The following is a 19,190-nucleotide window of genomic DNA, read 5'->3' as shown; positions in this document are numbered from 1 at the left end:
TAGTGATCGGTACGGTAATGTAGCGATCACTACAGAGTCAAGAGGTGGGAACCGATGGCCCCGAAAGAAGCGAAAACCCGTCAGCGCCGGGCCGACGGCGAGATGTCCCGCGCCCGAATCCTGGACGCGGCCACCGAGATCGCCGGGGAACGTGGCTACGAGGGCACCAGCATCGGGGCGGTCAGCGCCAAATGCGGGTTACCCGCCAGCTCGATCTACTGGCATTTCAAGGACAAAGACGACCTGATCGCAGCGGTCATCGAGCGCAGTTTCGCCCATTGGTTGAAGGTCTGGCAGCTGCCGGAGGACCTGACCGGTCGGGACCGGCTGATGGAGGTTGCCGTAGGTACTGCCAAGGCGTTCATGGATTCCCCGGACTTCCTGCGGCTCGGGCTGATGCTCGCCCTGGAGCGCCGCCCGGTGGAGCCCCGCGCGCGGGCGATGTTCGTTCAGGTTCGCGAACAAGCCTTCGAGGCGTTGACCCGTAGCCTCGTCGATCTTGCCGCCGGATTGACCGGGGACCAGGTGCGCCAACTGGCGGCCTACGCGGTCGCCGGCGCCGACGGTTTGTTCATCGCCAAGGAGATCGGCGGTGACAGTGTGGATCTCGTCGCGATGTTCGAGATGCACGGGCAGGCGCTGTGGGACATTGCCCAGCGCATGATCGGCGAGAACTAGTCGACGGGCACGTCGATGATCGGTCGCTGGACGCCCGCGCCGGGTCCGTCGAAATGCCACCACTCGCCGGAGTAGGGCGCCAAGCCGCCATCGGACATCGCGGCGCGCAACCGGGCGCGGTTGGCCTGGGCGGCCGCGCTCACCCCGTCGGTGGCATACGCCTGGGCCCGCGCGGAGAAGTCGTCGAAGTCAGTGCCCATGTCGACCAGCTGGCCCTGCTCGGCGATGGTCACGTCCACCGAACGGCCGGCCTCGTGACTGCGCGAGAACGGCCCGGGCTTGGCCACCCACGCCGGATTGGGCACTGCGTCGAACATCCGGACCTGGACGTCATGCGGGCGGTAGCAATCCCAGAACACCAGCACGCCGCCCTGGGCTCGGAGCGTCTCGGCGGCCTTTGCCAGGCCCGGCGCCATCGACTCGTGCACCAGGCACCGTGCGTCGGCCGGATACAGCGGGACGCCCACGAAATTGTGCGGCGTGGCGTAGCGCATGTCGATCACGGCGTCGGGAACCACGGTCCGCACATCGACGAAGCCGACCCCGGCAGCCTGCGGGCTGACCGGTGGAACGTCGCTGCCGGGGGCCGCGGCCACCGGTGCCGCCACCGCCAGCGCGGCAGATAGGGCGGCGGTCAGGAGGGTGATGTCAGTGCGGCGGGGTCTCATTTGAGCTCACGATGCGCTGATCGGCGGTCAGGAGCAAGTTGTCAAAGGCCGATCGTTGAGGCGCAGTGTCGGTCTGGGCGAGACCGATGAAGTCGGCAACCACCTGATCGGCCAGGACCCGCAGCTTGACGTTGCCCTCCTGGGAACGCCAGCGCAGCAGGTCGAACGCTGCATCCGAGGCGATGCCATAGACGACCATCAGCATGCCTTTGGCCTGTTCGATGATCGCCCGGTTCTCGGCGATCTCGGCGATCGCTGCGCTCAGTTGTTCCTGCTGGTGGTGTTCGGCCGGGCTGACGTCGACATAGAAGCCATGGGTGCCGACGACCGCGCCGGACTCGTCGCTCAGCTTGTCGGCCACCACGATCACGTGATGGATCCGTCCGGCGGTGTCGATGATGCGATGTCGGGTGCTGAAGGCCTGATGGTGGCGGCGGACCTCGTCAAGGGTGGTGGCTACCTGCTGGTAGTCGTCGGGATGCTTGTGTGACAGCACCAGCTCGGTGGTGGGCGAGACCGTCCCCGGCTTATAGCCATGCATGGCCTGGACCTCGTCCGACCACTCCCAGCGTTCGTCGTCGAAGTAGAACCGAAACCAGCCCACCTGCGCCGGACGCATATCCGCCGCATCGACGTCGCCGTTCCCCGCCTCTGTCGGATTCTCGTCCGCAACCATCGCCGCCCCTCGCCCCAACGGACATCGCTGCCAAGCCGTCTACAAAACGCCGCACGTTCGGGATACCGACGATCGCCATGAAGGCAGAACCCATCGCCATCCCAGGTTCTGCGGGCTAAAAATTTCTACACCGTCACCAGCCGCGTTTTCAAGCGGCCCCACCCATGGCGATGAGCCTGCTGGGTGCCGTGAGGTTGTGGTGACATGAGTGACGGGTGTAACAAAATGATGCGATCGTCGAAATCACCGGTACAGGGCGCTCACGGGCGCGTGGGCGCCGCCCTGCCGGACCCGCGGAGGACACGACGGTGAAGACCATGATGAACACGCGACGCGTCTGCCTGGGGCTCGGCGCGCTGGGCGTTTCGGCGGCATTCCTGGCGGCCCCGGCCTGGGCTGACCCGGCCGATCCCGCAGTTCCGGGACCGCCGGCGGTGGTTCCCGCCGACCCCGCCCAGCCGGTGGCCGCCCCGGTTGCAGCGCCGGCCCCGGTCCAGCACTTGTCCAGCCCCGACAACCTGCCCCCGGGCACGACTAGCGATTCCGCACCGGAGGGCCGGCTGAACTACCTGCGGGACCTCTTGCACGCCATCCGCACCCAGGACGTGTCGGGTAGCGATGCCTTGCTGTTGCTCGCTCAGCGCCCCATGGATGCCGGGGCCGCCCCGCCGCCTGGCGTGGCAGCAGGCCCGTCCGGACCGGTCGGCTCCTCCGCGGCGCCGCCCGCGGTCGACGCGAGCGCGCCGTCGCCTGCACCTGTGGGCTAGGTCTGGCAGTCCGCCTCGACGACGCGTTTACCGCGGTTATGAACCTTTGCCGAGGGTGAATTGATTGACGTCGATGTAGCCGACGCGGAACATCTTGGCGCAGCCGGTCAGGTACTTCATGTACCGGTCGTAAACCTCTTCGGATTGGATCGCGATCGCCTGGTCGCGCGCGCCTTCCAGCGCGGTCGCCCACTGATCGAGGGTGCGGGCGTAGTGCGCTTGCAGGGACTGCACCCGCCCGACGGTGAAACCTGCTGCGGCGGCACGTTCTTCGACCATGTGGATCGATGGAAGTCGCCCGCCCGGGAAGATCTCGGTGACCATGAACTTGACGAACCGCGCGAACTCGAACGACAGCGGTATACCGCGGTCGATCATCTCGTTGGGGTGCAACCCGGTGATGGTGTGGAGCAGCATGACGCCGTCGTCGGGCAGTATCTCGAAGGATCGGGCGAAGAACTCGTCGTATCGTTCGTGGCCGAAGTGCTCGAAGGCGCCAATCGACACGATGCGGTCGACGGGTTCGTCGAACTGTTCCCAGCCCTCCAGCAGGACCCTCTTGGTGCGGGCGTTGTCCGAGGCGTCCAACAGTTGCTGCACGTGGGCAGCCTGATTCTTGCTCAGGGTAAGTCCGACGACGTTGACGTCGTAAGACCGCACCGCCCGCATCATCGTCGCGCCCCAGCCGCACCCGACATCGAGCAGTGTCATTCCGGGCTGAAGTCCCAATTTGCCCAGCGCCAGGTCGATCTTGGCGAGCTGGGCCTGCTCCAGCGTCATGTCGTCGCGCTCGAAGTAGGCGCAGCTGTAGGTCTGGGTGGGATCGAGGAAGAGGCGGAAGAAGTCGTCCGACAGGTCGTAATGGGCCTGGACGTCGTCGAAGTGTGGGGTGAGGTTGCCGCCCGGCGGCTCGTTGCCCATGAGTCAGCTAATCACGTATCGCCGGGGACGCCTACCACTACTTCGTTGCGCCGCAGGAACGGGACCGTCCACGGCGGATCGTAGAACCAGGAGAGCGGCTCGCCGGCAGGCTCGATGTCGTTGCGGCGCAAAGTATCCAGGAGCTGGCGGGCGCGCGCGGCGACTGCATCGGGGCTGATCGGGCCATTGAACCGCAGCACCGCGACCGTCTCGCCAGGCACGGGCACCAGATCGACCCGGTCGTCGTTCGGAGTGGGCAATGTGTCCAGGGTGTACTTCGACGGCATGAAGAACCGGACGACCCACTCCCCGGACGGGCTGAGCTGGGTTGCCACCGGCGCCGTCATCGCGATCTTCTGGCTCTGCTGCTGGGTGACTGGCGCTGTCATTGCGATCTGGGCCTTGGCGGAGTTCGCGCCGAAGATGTAGCGAGCCAATCGGCGGAAACCTTCATTGCGGGCCGACACCTCCTCCGCCGAGACCGCGGTCTCGGCGGCGATACGTGGTCCGTACCGCCGGATCTCGACACCATCAAGCTCACGTTCCACGCTGAAGTGGGGCTCCTCGGTGCCGCTGCGTATCCCGATGATCGAGCCACCGGCCTCCGCGACCTGTGTCAGGGCGCTGGCGATTTTGTCCAACATCACGATCTCCTCCAACCCCAGTCAACCGGTTCGCCACCGTATTGTCTCGCGATCGCGACCACGAATTTCTGACGGCGAGGAGGCTACGCGCGCGGCCTGCTGGCGGCTCGGCCACGCGCGGCGTATATCGTCCGGGCATGAGTCGGGTTTCGATAATTACCGGTGGTGCAGGTGGCATGGGCCTGGCCACGGCCAAGATCGTCGGTCAGGACCACACCTTGGTGCTCTGCGACGTCAGGCAGGATCGCCTGGACACCGCGGCCGCCGCACTGAGCGACCTTGGTATCACGGCGACGGCCGTCAACTGCGATGTCACCGATCGCAGTGCCGTCGTCCGACTTTTCGAGACGGCTTCCGGCATCGGACCGATCGCCTCGGTCATCCACACCGCCGGGGTCAGCCCCAGCATGGGTGACGCCGAGTACGTCAACACCACCAATGCGCTCGGCACGCTCAATGTCAACGAGGTGTTCTTCGCGGCCGCGCGCGAAGGCTCCGCGATCGTCAACGTTGCGTCGATGGCCTCGCACATGCTGCCCGAAGAGCTCGTCCCGACAAAGCATTTCGACCTCGCCTTCACCGACGAGAAGCGATTCCTGGCCGAGCTGCTCGCGGCGTGCGACATCGCGGGGGAGGAGATGCGCTCCGGGCTGGCCTACAGCGTGAGCAAGACGTTCGTGCGTTGGTACAGCTCGTCGCAGGCAGAACGGTTCAACAGCAGGGGGCTGCGAATCGTCTCGGTCTCACCGGGATCCGTCGACACCGAGATGGGCCTGCTCGAAGCGGATGCTGGCGCCGGCGCGATGGTCGCCAACGCCGCGGTGCCACGCTGGGGCAAGGCCGAGGAGATGGCCGAGCTGTTCGCCTTCTGCGCCAGTGACCGCGCCGGCTATCTCACCGGGACCGACATCCTCAACGACGGTGGCGTCATCGCCTCGATGAGGGAGCGCGCTCGGCAGGCCGCCGAAAACGCCTAGGGGCGAGTCAGTTTCGCATAACGTGCGCGGTGCTGGTCGGTGGATCCGAACTCGTACTGCAGCACGGTGAGCCGCTTGAAGTAATGGCCGATCGCCAATTCCTCGGTCATGCCCATCCCGCCGTGAAGCTGGACTGCCTCCTGGCCCAGGAATCGCGCGGCCCGGCCGATGGTCGCCTTGGCTGCCGAGACCGCCCGGGCTCGGGTATGCGGCTCGGCCTGAAGATTCAACACCGCGAGATAAACCGCCGCGACGGCCTGCTCGAGTTCCATGTACATATCCACCATCCGGTGCTGCAACACCTGGAAGTTGCCGATCGGCTGACCGAACTGCTGCCGTTGCTTGCAGTACTCGACGGTGTCAGACAGCACCTTTCGCATAGCTCCGACCGCCTCGGCGCAGACCGCAGCCGCGCCCTCGTCCCGGGCCTGGGCCAGTGACGGCACGGCGTTCTCGGCCAGCAGCGCGTCGAGCGGCAGGCGAAGGCCGTCGAGCTTCAGGTCGGCGGCGCGGCGATCATCGATGGTGCGGTAGCCGTGTACTTCCAGACCGGGTGGGGGTGCGGCCGGGTCGAACTCGGTGAGGAACAGCGAAACCCCTTGATCCTCATCGGATGTCCGTGCGGTGATCAGCAGGTGGGTGGACAGCGGCGCGGCGGTGACCACTATCTTGTCGCCAGTAAGCACCCATTCGTCGCCGTCACGGACCGCCTGTGTCGATACGCCGCCGTCGGGTTCGGCGCCGGCCAGGGCGACGATCGCGCTGCCCTCGGCGATACGCTCCAGAAGCGCTGCGGCAGCCGGGTGGTCGGCACGCTGCAGCAGACCACCGGCGACCACGACCGTGTCGACGAACGGCTCGATCACCAGCGCACGGCCCAATTCCTCGGCGATCACCATGATTTCGACCGGGCCGCCGCCGATTCCGCCGACCGACTCCGGAAAGGCCGCACCCAGGATGCCGAGCTCGTCGGCCAGGCTACGCCAGATGTCGGGCTGCCAGCCCGAACCGACTTTGGCTGCGGTGCGGCTCTTCTCGAGGTCGTAGCGGGTGGCCAGGAACTTGCCGAGGCCGTCGCGCAGGAGCTCTTGTTCTTTGTTGAGATTGAAGTCCATTACAGCCCCAGGGTCGCTTTGGCCAGGATGTTGCGCTGAATCTCGTTGCTGCCCGCATAGATCGAGCCGGCACGGTCGTTGAAATAGCGCAGCGCCGCCACCGCCTGCCACGGCTGCCCGCTGACGTAGCCGTCGGCCGGTGGTTCGAAGTCCGAGACCGGTCCGCCGGGGCGGGTCGCGTGCGGCTGATAGACCCGCCCGCGCGGTCCGGCAGCCTCCATCGCGAGTTCGGTGATGGCCTGCGAGAGTTCGGTGGACAGGATCTTCAGCATCGACGATGCGGCGCCGGGGTTGCGGCCCTCGGCAACCGTTGTCAGGACCCGGTATTCGAGAATCTCGAGTACTTCGGTGCGGATGCGGATGTCGGCGAGCTTGGCGGCGAACGCCGGGTCGTCGATCAGAGCGCCCCCGGCCGGGCCCGGCTGTTCGATGGCCTCGGTGGCGATCGACTCCGCCATCACCTGCAGCGCGGGTGCTGTTGCGCCGCCGCCGCGTTCGAACTCCAACAGGTATTTTGCCACCGTCCACCCGTCGTCGATCTCACCGATCACGTTGGATTTGGGCACTCGCACTGCGTCGAAGAAGATCTGGTTTTGCACCTTCTCGCCGGAGGTCATCACCAGCGGACGGATCTCGATGCCCGCGGTGGCCATGTCGATGAGCACGAACGTGATGCCTTGCTGCTTCTTGGCCGAGCGTGAGGTTCGCACCAGGGCGAAGATCCAGTTGGCCTCGGTGGCGTGGGTGGTCCAGATCTTGCTGCCGGTGCAGATCAGGTCGTCGCCGTCGTCGGTCGCCGACATCGTCAGTGCCGCCAGATCCGAACCGGCCTCGGGTTCGGAGTAGCCCTGGCAGAAGAAGACCTCACCGGTGAGGATGCGCGGCAGAAAGAAACCCTTTTGCGCACGCGTGCCGTAGGCGATGATCGCGTGGGCGACCATCCGGATGCCCATCGGTGACAAAGACGGCGCCCCGGCCAGGGTGGATTCGCGGCTGAAGATGTAGTGCTGGGTCAGCGTCCAGTCGCAGCCGCCGTGCTCGACCGGCCAAGCGGGGGCGGCCCAGCCCCGCTCGTGCAGGATCGCCTGCCACGCCATGCTGGCTTCGTGGTCGGCGTAAACGCTCGTCATCAGCCGGCCCGCTTGACGCAGATCCGGAGTGAGCTTCTCGTCGAGGAATGCCTGCACCTCGTCGCGGAACTCGAGATCCTTCGCCGACCACGACAGGTCCATCAGCTGTCCCCTTATCTGCGCACGGCTGTTTTCAGAAATTACCGTAGCCCGTCCGCCTCGGGCCGCGTGCCGTGGGTGGCGTCTGGAGTCATTTTGCGCGGGCTGGTTTGAGGTGCCAAGCGCGGGGGAACAGTGCTGGAGGCTGCCGCCAGGCGCCCCCCATACGTGACACTGAGAGGCCCGGTCCCTGCACAAGGGACCGGGCCTTTCGTCTGCGGTAGTTTGCAGCTCAGTGTCTGCCGCCGAACTGCTCATCGCCGAGGTCGCCGGACTGATCGACGCCACACAGGGCCGCCTGATCGTGGGGATCACGGGGCCGCCCGGCGCGGGGAAGTCGACGGCGGCCCAGATGCTGGCCGCCTACTTCGAGGGCGCTTCCTATCTGCCGATGGACGGCTTCCATCTGTCCAATGCCGCGCTGGATCGGCTGGGCCGTCGCGGGCGCAAAGGGGCGATCGATACCTTCGATGCGGCCGGCTACATCGCCGCGCTGCGCCTGGTCGCGCAGGAGTACGGCCGCCGCAATGTCTATGTACCCGCCTTCGACCGGAACCTGGATGAGCCGGTGGCCGACGGCTACATGGTGCCCGCCGATAGTCGGCTGGTGCTCACCGAAGGCAACTATCTAGGCGTCACCGACGGAGACTGGGCTCAGGTGCGTCCGTCGCTGAACCGGCTGTACTACGTGGACTGCCCGGTAGCGGTGCGCCGGGCACGGCTGGTGCGCCGGCACACCGAGGGTGGCCGCGCGCCGCAGGCCGCCGCCGCGTGGGTCGACGACGTCGACGAGCCCAATGCGCAGCTCATCTCGACAACACGGGAGTTCTGCGATCGCGTGGTCGACGGCTAGCAGCAGCGCGCGGTCGGGTTGGTGTCGGCGGCATGGTGGCGCTCGCGCCAGTACTGCGACTCGCTGAGCACCGGCTCGCCGGGGTGTGTGCGGGCGCGGTGCTCGACGTAACGGCGGTAGTGGCTATCGCCCATCAATGCGGCTACGTACCAACGGATTTGGCGTACGGCGCGGGTAGCGCGTCCCATTGCTTCTGCACCTCCTTCTCCGTAGAGGTGGCGCTCAGGCCGGACGGTCCGAAAATTGTCGACGGCACCGGGGTGTCCTCAGTCAGGGCTCGGCTGCCGCCGCGCATGGCCCGAATCGCCACGATCACACCGGCAAAGACCACGACAATCACCAGGACGGCGAACACGATCGACAAGGTGCCCTGGATGAAGGTGTTACGGATGACGGCGTGCAGCTGGTCGGTGTTCTTGGCCGAGCCGAACGCGGCCTTGCCGGCCTCCGCGGCGGCGCGGTATTGGAAGTGCTGGGTCCAGTAGCCGAGCTTGGGATCGCCGGAGAAGATCTTCTGCCATGAGGCGGTCAGCGTGACCATCAGATCCCACAGCAGCGGGATGCCCGGGATCCACGCCCACTTCAGCAGACCCTTCTTGATCACCACGACGGTCACCACCGTCAGTGCGATCGCCGCCAGCAGCTGGTTGGCGATGCCGAACAGCGGGAAGAGCGTGTTGATCCCGCCGAGCGGGTCGGTGACGCCCATCAACAGGATGGAGCCCCAGCAGGCGACCACGACCAGGCTGCAGACCCACGCCCCGACCCGCCAGCTCGGGTTGCGCAGCCGCTTGAGTGGGCCGCCGAAGTTGGCCAAGCCGTCGGAGAGCATGAACCGGGCCACCCGGGTGCCGGCGTCGACGGTCGTCAGGATGAACAGGGCCTCGAACATGATCGCGAAGTGGTACCAGAACGCCCGTAGAGAGGAGCCGCCGAAGACCTGATGCAGCACCTCGGACATGCCGAACGCCAATGTCGGCGCGCCGCCGGTGCGGGAGATGATCGAGTGTTCCCCGACGCTCTTGGCGGCCTCGGTGATCTCCGGCCCGGTGATCGGCGCGCCGGACAAACCCAGGCCGTTGACGTACTTCGCGGCGGTCTCGGCGGTGGTTCCGGTTTGGGCCGACGGCGCATTGATCGCGAAGTACAGATGCTGGTTGAGGATCGCGGCGGTGATCAGCGCCATGATCGCCACGAACGACTCGGTCAGCATGCCGCCGTAGCCGATCAGCCGCATCTGGCTTTCCTTCTCCAGCAGCTTCGGGGTGGTGCCGGAGGAAATGAGGGCGTGGAAACCCGACAACGCACCGCAGGCGATGGTGATGAACAGGAACGGGAATAGCGAGCCGGCGAACACCGGGCCCGAACTGTTCTCGGCGAACTGCGAGATCGCCGGCGCGTTCATGACCGGCCGGGCCAGCAGGATGCCCACCGCGAGCAGCGCAATGGTACCGACCTTCATGAACGTCGACAGGTAGTCGCGCGGCGCCAGCAGGAACCACACCGGCAGCACCGAGGCGGCTAGTCCGTAGATGATGATGCACCACGACAGCGTGATCTTCGACAGGGTGAACCAGTCTGCGCCCCAATCGGTTCCGGCCACCCAGCCACCGCCGGCCACAGCCGCCAGCAGTAGCACGACACCGATCAGAGAGACCTCGGACACCCGGCCGGGCCGCAGGAACCGCAGATACAAGCCCATGAAGATGGCGATCGGGATCGTCATCGCGATGGAGAACACGCCCCATGGGCTTTCGGCGAGTGCCCCCACCACGACCAGAGCGAGCACCGCCAGCAGGATGACCATGATGACCAGCACGGCGACGATGGCCGCGGCCCCGCCGACGGCGCCCAGTTCGTCGCGGGCCATCTGTCCCAGCGACCGGCCACGGCGACGAGTGGAGATCGCCAGCACGAGGTAGTCCTGGATGCCCCCGGCGAACACCGCGCCGATGATGATCCAGATGGTGCCGGGCAGATAGCCCATCTGCATGGCCAGCACCGGGCCCACCAGCGGGCCGGCCCCGGCGATGGCGGCGAAGTGGTGCCCGAACAGCACCCGCCGGTCGGTGGGCATGTAGTCGGTGCCATTCTCGAAAATCTCAGCCGGTGTGGCGTAGTCGTCGCGCGGACGGACGATCTTCATCTCGATCAGCCGGGCGTAGAACCGGTAACCGATGACATAGGTGCAGATGGCCGCGATGACGAACCACACGGCGTTGACGGTCTCGCCACGGAAGAACGCGATGACCGCCCAGGCGATCGCGCCGAGGACGGCAACGCCGCCGAACATCAGTTTGTGCCGCAAGGTGATCGGCGATCGGTCGATGATGGCGACCGGCGGCAGGTCCTTCTCGGTGCGGATGTAGGTGACGTCGCCTCTGGTTTCCTCGGTGCGTTCCGACGGCGCGGCGGGCGGTGAAGCCACAGTGTTTCTCCCTTGACGTGGCGTGCAATGTCGGACTGTGCGCCGATCCTTTCATTCACAGGTTCGGCAGTTCGAGGAACGCGGAAACGCTGCTCGACGATTCGGGTCGCTGGTAGCGGCCCCGCGCTGCAGTTCTTAGTGTTACCACAAGTTTCTCTTAAGTTTCTTAAAATTGGGGTACGGTCACTGCTCGTAGGGATGGCCGACAGCGCACGCGCGTGCGGAACGGAGGCGACGAGAATGGCCGAGCTTGGCTCACACGCGGTGGTTTTGGGTGCCGGCATCGCGGGGCTGCTCGCCGCTCGCGTGCTCACGGAGTTCTATGAGTCCGTCACGGTGATCGACCGTGACGGACTGCCCGATCGTGCCGAACACCGCACGGGAGTGCCGCAGGGGCGGCATCTGCACAGTCTTCTCGGCCGCGGCACGCAGGCGATCGGCGAGCTGTTTCCGGGGCTCCTGGACGAGCTCGGGGCGGCAGGGGCTGTGGTCGACGACGGCGACGACCTGTCGCGGCTCTATGTGCGGGTCGGGCGGTATGAGCTGAATCCTTCAGGTCGCCTGGCTGATCCGCGACCATTGGCCGCATACCAGGCCAGTCGCCCGTTCCTGGAGTTCCATCTCCGTCGTCGCGTCAACGCACTGGGGAATGTCACCATCCTCGACCGGAACAACATCGTGGCTCCGGTTCTCGCGGACAATGCTGTCAACGGCGTGCGAATCATCAACCGCGACAGCGGAACCGCCTCGACTGTGTCGGCCGATCTGATTGTCGACGCAACAGGGCGGGCGGGGCGAACCGCGCACTTCCTGGCGAATCAGGGCGTCGGCGTCGCGCCGGAGGAAAGGGTCCCGTCGGCCGGCGGATACTCCAGTCAACTGTTGAGCATCCCACCGGGGCGCATCGCGCAGCGGATGGCATTCGTCAATCAAGGCAGCAGGGCTCCGGGTGCGTTGCTGGTTGCCTACGAACACGACACCTGGATGTTGGCAATCTCCTGCCCCGCTGAATCTGGCAGCCCACCAACTAGTTTCGCGGACATGTTGCAAGCGGCGGAGTCGATGCTGCCGTCGACGATCATGGCAGGCCTGCGTGACGCGACGTGTGTGGGGGAGATCTCGGTCTCCCGCAACACCGCCGCCGTGTGGCGACGCTACGACCGAATGCCACACCTTCCGTCCGGTCTGGTGGTCGTCGGCGACGCGTTCTGCAGCCTCAATCCATTACACGGACAAGGTATGACGATGGCCGCGGTGCAGGCGCTCACGCTGCGTGACTGCCTGCGTGCGGGCAAGACCGATCTGCCGCAGCGCTTCTATCGCGACGCCGCCGAACACATCGGGCCGGTGTGGGCGGCGAACCGGGCGAACGACCGGCCGGCACCCCCCGCCGCGGAACGCGCCTCAGCGCGATGGCTGAACTCCTGGATTCAGCGGGCGGCATTGCGGGCCGCAAGTGCGGATATCGCTGTGGCCGAACGAATTCTGCGGGTGCGAGGCCTCATCGATTCGCCTGTGCGGCTGCGCGAGCCATCGTTCTTCGCGCGCATTCTATTAGCCAATCTCCGGCACCCGCGGCCCGCGCTCTACGTCCCGGCTCCTCCAATTCATTCGTCAGTGAGCCAGACCGACGAACGGGAGATCCGTGCGCTTGTCGACGGTCAGGCTAAGCGCCGCAGAGGGCGAACCGAGATCACCAGGCTGCGATACCTGACGCCCGATGTGGCCCTGATCCAGGCCCGCGCCGCGATAACGGGGCGGCTGCGGTGCAGGATGCGCCGCAACACCAGTGTCGCGGTACGCACCGATAACGGCTGGCTGCTGGCCTTTTCGCAGAACACCACATACTGAGGAGATCCTCACATGCTTGAGATGGCCTATCGCGCAGCCCGCGGCAGAGTCAATGAACTCGCTGCCTCGCTCAGCGACGACCAGCCCATCCCGCCGCGCTAGTCCCGTTCGTAGAACGCTCGGACCGTATCGATCGTGTCAGCCTCGGCGGGGCTTTTGTCGTCGCGGTAGCGCAGCACCCGGGCGAAGCGCAGTGCCATGCCCGCGGGATACCGGCTCGAGCCCTGCACCCCGTCGAACGCGATCTCGACGACCTGCTCGGGCCGCAGCTGGACGACGTACTGGTCCAGCGGTCCGGTCGCCAACTCGGTGAACCGCGCCGTCTGCCAGTCCAGCATCGCGTCGGTCATGCCCTTGAAAGTCTTGCCCAGCATCACGAAGCCGCCGGTCTGCGGATCCAAGGCGCCCAGATGGATGTTGGACAGCTTGCCCGTCCGCCGGCCAGATCCCCACTCCACGGCGAGCACCACCAGGTCCAGGGTGTGCACCGGCTTGACCTTCAGCCAGCCCGCGCCGCGACGGCCCGCCTCGTAGGGGGAGGTGGGCGATTTGGCCATCACACCCTCATGGCCGGCGGCCAGCGTCGCGTCCAGAAAGGCTTGCGCGGCAACGGCATCACTGGTGGAGAGCCGGTCGACGCGGTGTTCGGCAGGCGCGATCGCGTCCAGCGCGGCCAACCGGGTCTGGGTCGGCTCGTCGAGCAGATCTACCCCGTCGAGATGGAGGATGTCGAAGAAGAACACCGAAAGCGGTTGTGCCGCACGGGCTGCTGCCACATCGGTGCTCTTGCCGAACCGCGAGGCCGTGACCTGAAAGCGGTGCGGCCGGCTGTCGGGGCGCAGGGCGATGGCCTCGCCGTCGGCGATTATGTCGGTGACCGGCAGCGCCAGCGCGGCGTCCACGACCTCGGGCAGCCGGGCGGTCACGTCGTTGAGGCTGCGGGTGTAGACGGTGACGTTGTCGCCGCTGCGATGAATCTGCACGCGGGCGCCGTCGAGCTTGGCCTCCAAAATGGCGTCACCGCCGAGGCGTTCGAGGGCATCGACCACGCCAGTCGCGGTCTGGGCGAGCATCGGGCCGACCGGGCGGCCCACCGTCAACGTGAACTCGCTGAGCGCGTCGGCGCCTCCGGACAGCGCCGCGGCGGCCACCGCAGGCAGGGCACCACCGAGCATGGCCGCGCGGCGCACGGCCGAAGCGGGCAGCCCGGCGGCCTTGGCGACGGCGTCGGCCATCACCCCGGCCAGCGCGCCCTGGCGCAATTCGCCGCCGAGCAGCCGGCGCAGGAACACCTGCTCGGTGTCGGTGGCCGCGGCGAACAGTCCCGCAAGAAGCTCGGCTCGCCGGGCCTGGGAGCCCTTACCGACGACTCCGCCGATCTCGGTGAATGTCGCGTCGACGGTCAGCACGGTCAGCGTCGTCTCTGTCGCGGGGCCGGGCAGCGAACGCAACGCCGCCCAGCCCACTCCGATCTGACGTTGCGGCAATTCTCCGGAGAGCCACGACACCACGACCTGCGCCAGCCGTGGGTGGCTCGCCTGGGTGAGCAGTTCGGCGAGCCGCGCCACCTTCGCCAGCCGTGACGACGTCGCCGACACATCGGCCGAGGCGGCCGCGACCTCGCCAAGCAACATGTCTCCAGGTTGGCACGGCCCCCCGACACGAGCCTGTGTCAGGCGACCTCGAACGACACCGAGGGCCAGCCCGTTGCGCCGTCGGGCGCCGGCGGCGCCTGCTCTTCGGTTTGCACCGCGCCGGTGTTGTCGGTGGCCCTGGCCGTGACGGTGTGGAAACCGGTCTGGCTGGCCGTCCACGGGAAGCTCCACAGCCGCCAGGTGTCGTTCGAGTAGGACGCCCCGAGCTGGGCGGGCTGCCACGGCCCGTCGTCGATACGCACCTCGACGGCCTTGACCCCGCGGTTCTGCGCCCACGCCACTCCGCCGAAGGTCACCGGCCCCTTGGTGACCTTCTGCCCGTCGCGCGGCACGTCGATCCTTGACTCGGTCTTGATCGGGCCACGCTCCGACCAGCCGAGCTTGGTCCAGTAGGCCTGGACCCGGTCGAAACGGGTCAGCTCCAGGTCCACCACCCACTTGGTGGCCGAGACGTAGCCGTACAGGCCGGGCACCACCAGCCGGGCGGGGTAGCCGTGCTCGACCGGCAGCGGCACGCCGTTCATCCCGATCGCCAGCATCGCCTCGCGCCCGTCGGTCAGTGCCTCGACCGGGGTGCCGGCGGTGAACCCGTCCACCGATGTCGAGAGCACCATGTCGGCGTCCGGATGGATTCCGCTGTCGTGCAACAGGTCGGACACTCGGTAGCCGGTCCAGCTGGCGTTGGAGATGAGGTTGCCGCCGACCGGGTTGGACACGCAGGTCAGCGTTACGACCTTGGTGATCGGCTCGAACTTCTTCAGGTCGTCGAAGGTGTAGCTGACCTCGCGGTCGACCATGCCGTGGATGCGCAGCCGGAAGTCGGCGCGTGCGAGTTGCGGGACGCTCAGGGCGGTGTCGATGCGGTAGAAGTCGCCGTTGGGGGTGATGAAGCTGGGGAGTTGAACGCCCTGGGGCGTCACGTCGGCGGCGACGGGTGACGGTTGCGGGGCCGACGGCAGGGCGAAGCTGTTCCTATCGCCGGACACCGAGTGCAGGCGGCGGTTGACGACCACGCCGGCGACCCCACCGAGCAGCCCCAGTCCGGCGAGGCCGAACGTCAGTAGTGACAGTCGGCGTCCCGGGTCGACCCCGGTGGATTCAGTGGCCCCGGTGGCTTCGGCGGGCTTGGCCTCAGTGTCCTCGGCGCTCCCGGCGATCCGCTCGGAGGTGAGTAGGCGAAGCACGGCGATACCGCACACCGCGCCCAGCAGGGTGGGGACGATGTCGAGCGCTTCGGCGCCCGGGCGGGTCAGCACGGCAATGCTGCCGACCACCGCGGCCACCAGGAATGCCACCGTGCCCGCCGGGACGCGGGAGCGCTCCCAGATCGCGGCGGCGGCGGCCAGCACCCCGATCACCGCGATCACCGACACTGACAGGAACAGTTTGTCGGCGGTACCGAAGGTCAGGATCGCCCATTCCTTGACCGGCCCCGGAGTGAGGTTGATGACGGCGGTGCCCACTGCGGTCCTGGCGTCGGCGGCCGGCGGGAAGAACGCGGCCGTCAACTGGACGACGCCGAGGGCGACTGCGGCAGACGCCACCCCGGCACCCATGCGCTGACCGGTTGAGGATCGGGCCATACGAGCCAACCTACCGTTGGGTAGACACCCTTGTTCATGACCGTTTTATGACGAGCGGTAACGTGCGTACCGGCTCGGACGCCACCGGGTGTCCGCGAATGGAATAGCGAACTGTATGCGGCACGGTGAGCGTGCCGGTGTCAATCGACAGGAGTATCGGATGGAGATCTCGGGCAAGAAGGTAGTCGTCGTGGGCGGCGCATCGGGCTTTGGGCGGGCGAGTGCTGAACTGCTGGCCTCCCGTGGTGCCCAGGTGGCGATTCTCGACCGCGAGGGCACCGACGGCCCGGAGGTCGCGGCCGGCGTCGGCGGGCCGTTCATCCCGGTCGACGTTACCGATTTCGCGGGCACCGAGAAGGTGCTGGCCGAGGCGGTCGACAAGCTGGGCGGCCTGCACGTCGTGCTGACCACCGCCGGTGGCGGAGTCGCGGAGAAGACATTCGGCAAGAACGGCCCGCATGCCCTGGAGACGTTCCAGAGCACGATCAACCTCAACCTGATCGCCAGCTTCAACATCAGCCGGCTCGCCGCCGCGCACATGGCCAACAACGAGCCCGAAGAGGAAGAGCGCGGCGTCATCATCAACACCGCCTCCATCGCCGCGTTCGAAGGCCAGATCGGCCAGGTGGCCTACACCGCCGCCAAGGCTGGCATCGCCGGCATGTGCCTGACCATGGCCCGCGATCTGGGCCCGGTGGGTATCCGCGCGCTGGCCATCGCACCGAGCCTGTTCGCCACCGGCCTGACCAAGGGCATCCCCGACGAGTTCGCCAAGGCGCTGACCAAGGATGCGGCGTTCCCGAAGCGCCTCGGCAAGCCTGAGGAGTTCGCCAAGCTGGTGTCCGCGATCGTCGAGAACCCGATGCTCAACGGCCAATGCATCCGGCTGGACGCCGGGCAGCGTTTCGCCCCCAAGTAATGCCGCTGTGGTAAGGCATTAGAGCACTAGGCACCGCCGCCTCGAGGAGGACCCGATGGGTATCGCACTGACCGACGACCACCGTGAACTCAGCGAGGTAGCACGCTCGTTCCTGACCGCTCAGAACGCCAGGGCGGCGACGCGGGCACTCCTCGCCGACGATGCCGAGGAGACCCGTCCGCCGTTCTGGTCGGAGCTGGCCGAACTGGGTTGGCTCGGGCTGCATATCGGTGAACAGTACGGCGGTTCGGGTTTCGGCCTGCCCGAACTGGTGGTCGTCATCGACGAGCTCGGGCGCGCGATCGCGCCGGGATTGTTCGTGCCGACCGTCGTCGCCTCGGCTCTGGTGTCAGCCGTGGGCAATGACGAACAGAAAGCTCGCCTGTTGCCTGGCCTGGTCGACGGATCAGTCACGGCGGCAGTCGGATTCGGCGGCGACCTCACTTTGTCCGGTGAGGCTGCCAGTGGCGACGCGAGCGTGGTGCTCGGCGCCGGGCTGGCCGATCTGCTGGTGCTGGCCGCTGGCGCGGACATCCTGCTGGTCGAGCGGGGCGCCGACGGTGTCTCGGTCGAGGTACCCGGAAGCCTCGACAGGTCAAGGGGCTCCGGACGGGTGTCGCTGGGCGGTGTCTCGGTGTCCGGCAATGTGCTGGCCGGTGCTCGGCCGGTGGCAATTGCCTTGGCCCGCACGCTTTTTTCCGCCGAAGCCGCGGGCGGCGCGTCCGACTGTGTGGACACCGCCGTCGAATACGCCAAGGTGCGTGAGCAATTCGGCCGCACCATCGCGACCTTCCAGGCCGTCAAACATCACTGCGCCAACATGATCGTGGCGTCCGAGTCGGCCATCGCCGTCGTGTGGGACGCCGCGCGCGCCTTCGGTGAGGACGACACCCAGTTCGAGCTGATCGCGGCCGCCGCGGCGGCGTTGGCGTTCCCGGCCTATGTCGGCAACGCGGAGTTGAACATTCAGGTGCACGGGGGCATCGGTTTCACCTGGGAACACGATGCGCATCTGCACCTGCGGCGGGCGCTGACCGTGCAGGCACTGCTCGGCGGGGACGGCCCGGTCACCGACGTGTTCACCCTGACCGAATCGGGCTGCAGCAGGGCCAACAGCCTGGACCTGCCGGCCGAGGCCGACGAGCTGCGCGCCCAGATCCGTGCGGACGCAGTGGAACTCGCCAAGCTTGACGAGAAGGCGCAACTCGACGAGTTGATCGCGACCGGCTACATCATGCCGCACTGGCCCAAGCCCTGGGGTCGTGCGGCGGGCGCCGTCGAACAACTGCTGATCGAGGAGGAGTTTGCCGCGGCCGGGGTCAAGCGACCCGACTACGGCATCACCGGCTGGGTGATCCTGACGCTGATCCAGCACGGAACGCCAGGGCAGATCGAGCGATTCGTCGAGAAGGCGTTGCGCAAGGACGAGATCTGGAGCCAGCTTTTCTCCGAGCCGTCGGCGGGCTCGGACGCCGCGGCTGTCAAGACCCGTGCCACCCGCGTGGACGGCGGCTGGAAGATCACCGGGCAGAAGGTGTGGACCAGCGGGGCGCACTACTCCAAGCGCGGTCTGGCCACTGTCCGCACTGATTTCGACGTGCCCAAGCACGCCGGCATCACGACCGTGATCCTGGACATGGAGGCCCCCGGCGTCGAGGTGAGGCCCCTGCGTCAGATCACCGGCGGCGCCGACTTCAACGAGGTCTTCTTCAACGACGTCTTCGTCCCCGATGAGGACGTCGTCGGCGAACCGAACTCAGGGTGGACCGTCGCACGGGCAACGCTGGGCAACGAGCGGGTCAGTATCGGCGGCGGCGCCGGCACCATCGCGCCGGCCGCGGCATGGCTGGTGTCGCTGGCCAAGCGATACAGCGAGCGGCATGCCGGCGCGATTCAGTGGGTCGGCAAGTTCCTCGCCCGAGATCAGGCGCTGCGCCTGCTGAACCTGCGCCGCGTGGTCCGCGCCCTCGAGGGCGCCGGCCCCGGCCCGGAAGGCAACATCACCAAGCTCATCCTTGCCGAGCAGTTTCAGGAGCAGGGCACGATTGCCGCGGCCCTGGTCGGGGCCGACGTCGCGCTCGATGGGGGTGAGGGTGAAATGGCCGGCCGCACAGCGCTGGGGTCACGCGCCCTGTCCATCGCCGGCGGTACGTCGGAGATCACCCGCAACCAGATTGCCGAGCGCATCCTGGGCATGCCGCGTGACCCGCTGATCAAGTAATGGGC

Annotated in this window: 17 protein-coding genes; 7 read left to right on the top strand and 10 right to left on the bottom strand. The window is 67.1% G+C overall.

Annotated features, from left to right (window positions below; translation table 11 throughout):
• The first annotated feature begins 54 nt into the window (after positions 1 to 54).
• A complete protein-coding gene (locus CG716_RS03535; RefSeq protein WP_094476463.1) occupies positions 55 to 678 on the top strand; it encodes a TetR/AcrR family transcriptional regulator in 624 nt (207 codons plus the stop codon).
• Here the strand turns inward: CG716_RS03535 and CG716_RS03530 are convergent.
• The gene (locus CG716_RS03530; protein WP_094476461.1) at positions 675 to 1,346 is read right to left on the bottom strand and encodes a M15 family metallopeptidase; all 672 of its coding nucleotides are present in this window, start codon (positions 1,344 to 1,346) and stop codon (positions 675 to 677) included. The two genes, CG716_RS03535 and CG716_RS03530, sit on opposite strands and share 4 nt — an antisense overlap.
• A complete protein-coding gene (locus CG716_RS03525; RefSeq protein WP_234817707.1) occupies positions 1,327 to 1,965 on the bottom strand; it encodes a PAS and ANTAR domain-containing protein in 639 nt (212 codons plus the stop codon). The genes CG716_RS03530 and CG716_RS03525 overlap by 20 nt, the downstream gene beginning before the upstream one ends.
• Before the next feature lie 374 nt (positions 1,966 to 2,339).
• Between CG716_RS03525 and CG716_RS03520 the strand changes: the two genes are divergently transcribed.
• Positions 2,340 to 2,789, top strand: coding sequence for a hypothetical protein (locus CG716_RS03520; protein ID WP_094476641.1), 450 nt, complete (start codon positions 2,340 to 2,342; stop codon positions 2,787 to 2,789).
• 36 nt (positions 2,790 to 2,825) lie between these two features.
• Here CG716_RS03520 and cmaA1 read toward each other — a convergent pair whose 3' ends face one another.
• Together cmaA1 and CG716_RS03510 are read right to left on the bottom strand one after the other, a co-directional pair.
• Complete coding sequence (gene cmaA1, locus CG716_RS03515; RefSeq protein WP_094476457.1) at positions 2,826 to 3,710, bottom strand: cyclopropane mycolic acid synthase CmaA1; 885 nt, start codon at positions 3,708 to 3,710, stop codon at positions 2,826 to 2,828.
• Between the two features lie 11 nt (positions 3,711 to 3,721).
• Complete coding sequence (locus tag CG716_RS03510) at positions 3,722 to 4,354, bottom strand: SOUL family heme-binding protein (RefSeq protein WP_094476639.1); 633 nt, start codon at positions 4,352 to 4,354, stop codon at positions 3,722 to 3,724.
• 137 nt (positions 4,355 to 4,491) lie between these two features.
• Between CG716_RS03510 and CG716_RS03505 the strand changes: the two genes are divergently transcribed.
• Positions 4,492 to 5,331, top strand: coding sequence for an SDR family oxidoreductase (locus CG716_RS03505; protein ID WP_094476455.1), 840 nt, complete (start codon positions 4,492 to 4,494; stop codon positions 5,329 to 5,331).
• Here the strand turns inward: CG716_RS03505 and CG716_RS03500 are convergent.
• Positions 5,328 to 6,446, bottom strand: a complete 1,119-nt coding sequence (locus CG716_RS03500) for an acyl-CoA dehydrogenase family protein (RefSeq protein ID WP_094476453.1) — start codon at positions 6,444 to 6,446, stop codon at positions 5,328 to 5,330. The two genes, CG716_RS03505 and CG716_RS03500, sit on opposite strands and share 4 nt — an antisense overlap.
• Positions 6,446 to 7,678 (bottom strand): acyl-CoA dehydrogenase family protein, encoded by a 1,233-nt coding sequence (locus tag CG716_RS03495; protein WP_094476451.1) that lies wholly within the window; start codon positions 7,676 to 7,678, stop codon positions 6,446 to 6,448. Before CG716_RS03495 ends, CG716_RS03500 begins: the two co-directional genes overlap by 1 nt.
• Positions 7,679 to 7,910: 232 nt before the next feature.
• On the opposite strand from CG716_RS03495, the gene CG716_RS03490 reads away from it, so the two are divergent.
• Positions 7,911 to 8,528, top strand: a complete 618-nt coding sequence (locus CG716_RS03490) for a nucleoside/nucleotide kinase family protein (RefSeq protein WP_234817688.1) — start codon at positions 7,911 to 7,913, stop codon at positions 8,526 to 8,528.
• On the opposite strand, the gene CG716_RS03485 is transcribed toward CG716_RS03490, so the two are convergent.
• Both CG716_RS03485 and CG716_RS03480 read right to left on the bottom strand, forming a co-directional pair.
• On the bottom strand, positions 8,525 to 8,662 hold the full coding sequence (locus CG716_RS03485) for a CstA-like transporter-associated (seleno)protein (RefSeq protein WP_410430881.1): 138 nt from the start codon (positions 8,660 to 8,662) through the stop codon (positions 8,525 to 8,527). The genes CG716_RS03490 and CG716_RS03485 overlap by 4 nt on opposite strands.
• An 8-nt stretch (positions 8,663 to 8,670) precedes the next feature.
• Complete coding sequence (locus CG716_RS03480) at positions 8,671 to 10,956, bottom strand: carbon starvation CstA family protein (protein WP_094476447.1); 2,286 nt, start codon at positions 10,954 to 10,956, stop codon at positions 8,671 to 8,673.
• 240 nt (positions 10,957 to 11,196) lie between these two features.
• Here CG716_RS03480 and CG716_RS03475 point away from each other — a divergent pair, with 240 nt between their 5' ends.
• Positions 11,197 to 12,807, top strand: coding sequence for an FAD-dependent oxidoreductase (locus CG716_RS03475; protein WP_094476445.1), 1,611 nt, complete (start codon positions 11,197 to 11,199; stop codon positions 12,805 to 12,807).
• 98 nt (positions 12,808 to 12,905) lie between these two features.
• Here the strand turns inward: CG716_RS03475 and CG716_RS03470 are convergent, their stop codons facing one another.
• Complete coding sequence (locus CG716_RS03470; RefSeq protein ID WP_094476444.1) at positions 12,906 to 14,441, bottom strand: ATP-dependent DNA ligase; 1,536 nt, start codon at positions 14,439 to 14,441, stop codon at positions 12,906 to 12,908.
• A 38-nt stretch (positions 14,442 to 14,479) separates the two neighbouring features.
• Positions 14,480 to 16,045 carry a molybdopterin-dependent oxidoreductase gene (locus CG716_RS03465; protein WP_094476442.1) on the bottom strand — a complete coding sequence of 522 codons (1,566 nt, stop codon included), beginning with the start codon at positions 16,043 to 16,045 and terminating at the stop codon, positions 14,480 to 14,482.
• Between the two features lie 160 nt (positions 16,046 to 16,205).
• On the opposite strand from CG716_RS03465, the gene CG716_RS03460 reads away from it, so the two are divergent.
• Positions 16,206 to 16,964, top strand: a complete 759-nt coding sequence (locus tag CG716_RS03460; RefSeq protein ID WP_094476440.1) for an SDR family NAD(P)-dependent oxidoreductase — start codon at positions 16,206 to 16,208, stop codon at positions 16,962 to 16,964.
• A gap of 55 nt (positions 16,965 to 17,019) precedes the next feature.
• Entirely contained in the window at positions 17,020 to 19,185 is a 2,166-nt protein-coding gene (locus CG716_RS03455; RefSeq protein WP_094476438.1) for an acyl-CoA dehydrogenase family protein, read from the top strand.
• The last annotated feature ends 5 nt before the right edge of the window (positions 19,186 to 19,190 follow it).

Origin of the sequence: Mycolicibacterium sphagni (assembly GCF_002250655.1) — a bacterium.
Taxonomy (GTDB): Bacteria; Actinomycetota; Actinomycetes; order Mycobacteriales; family Mycobacteriaceae; genus Mycobacterium; species Mycobacterium sphagni.
Note: the sequence above shows the minus strand (reverse complement) of the source record. Positions and strands in the feature narration are given on the sequence as shown.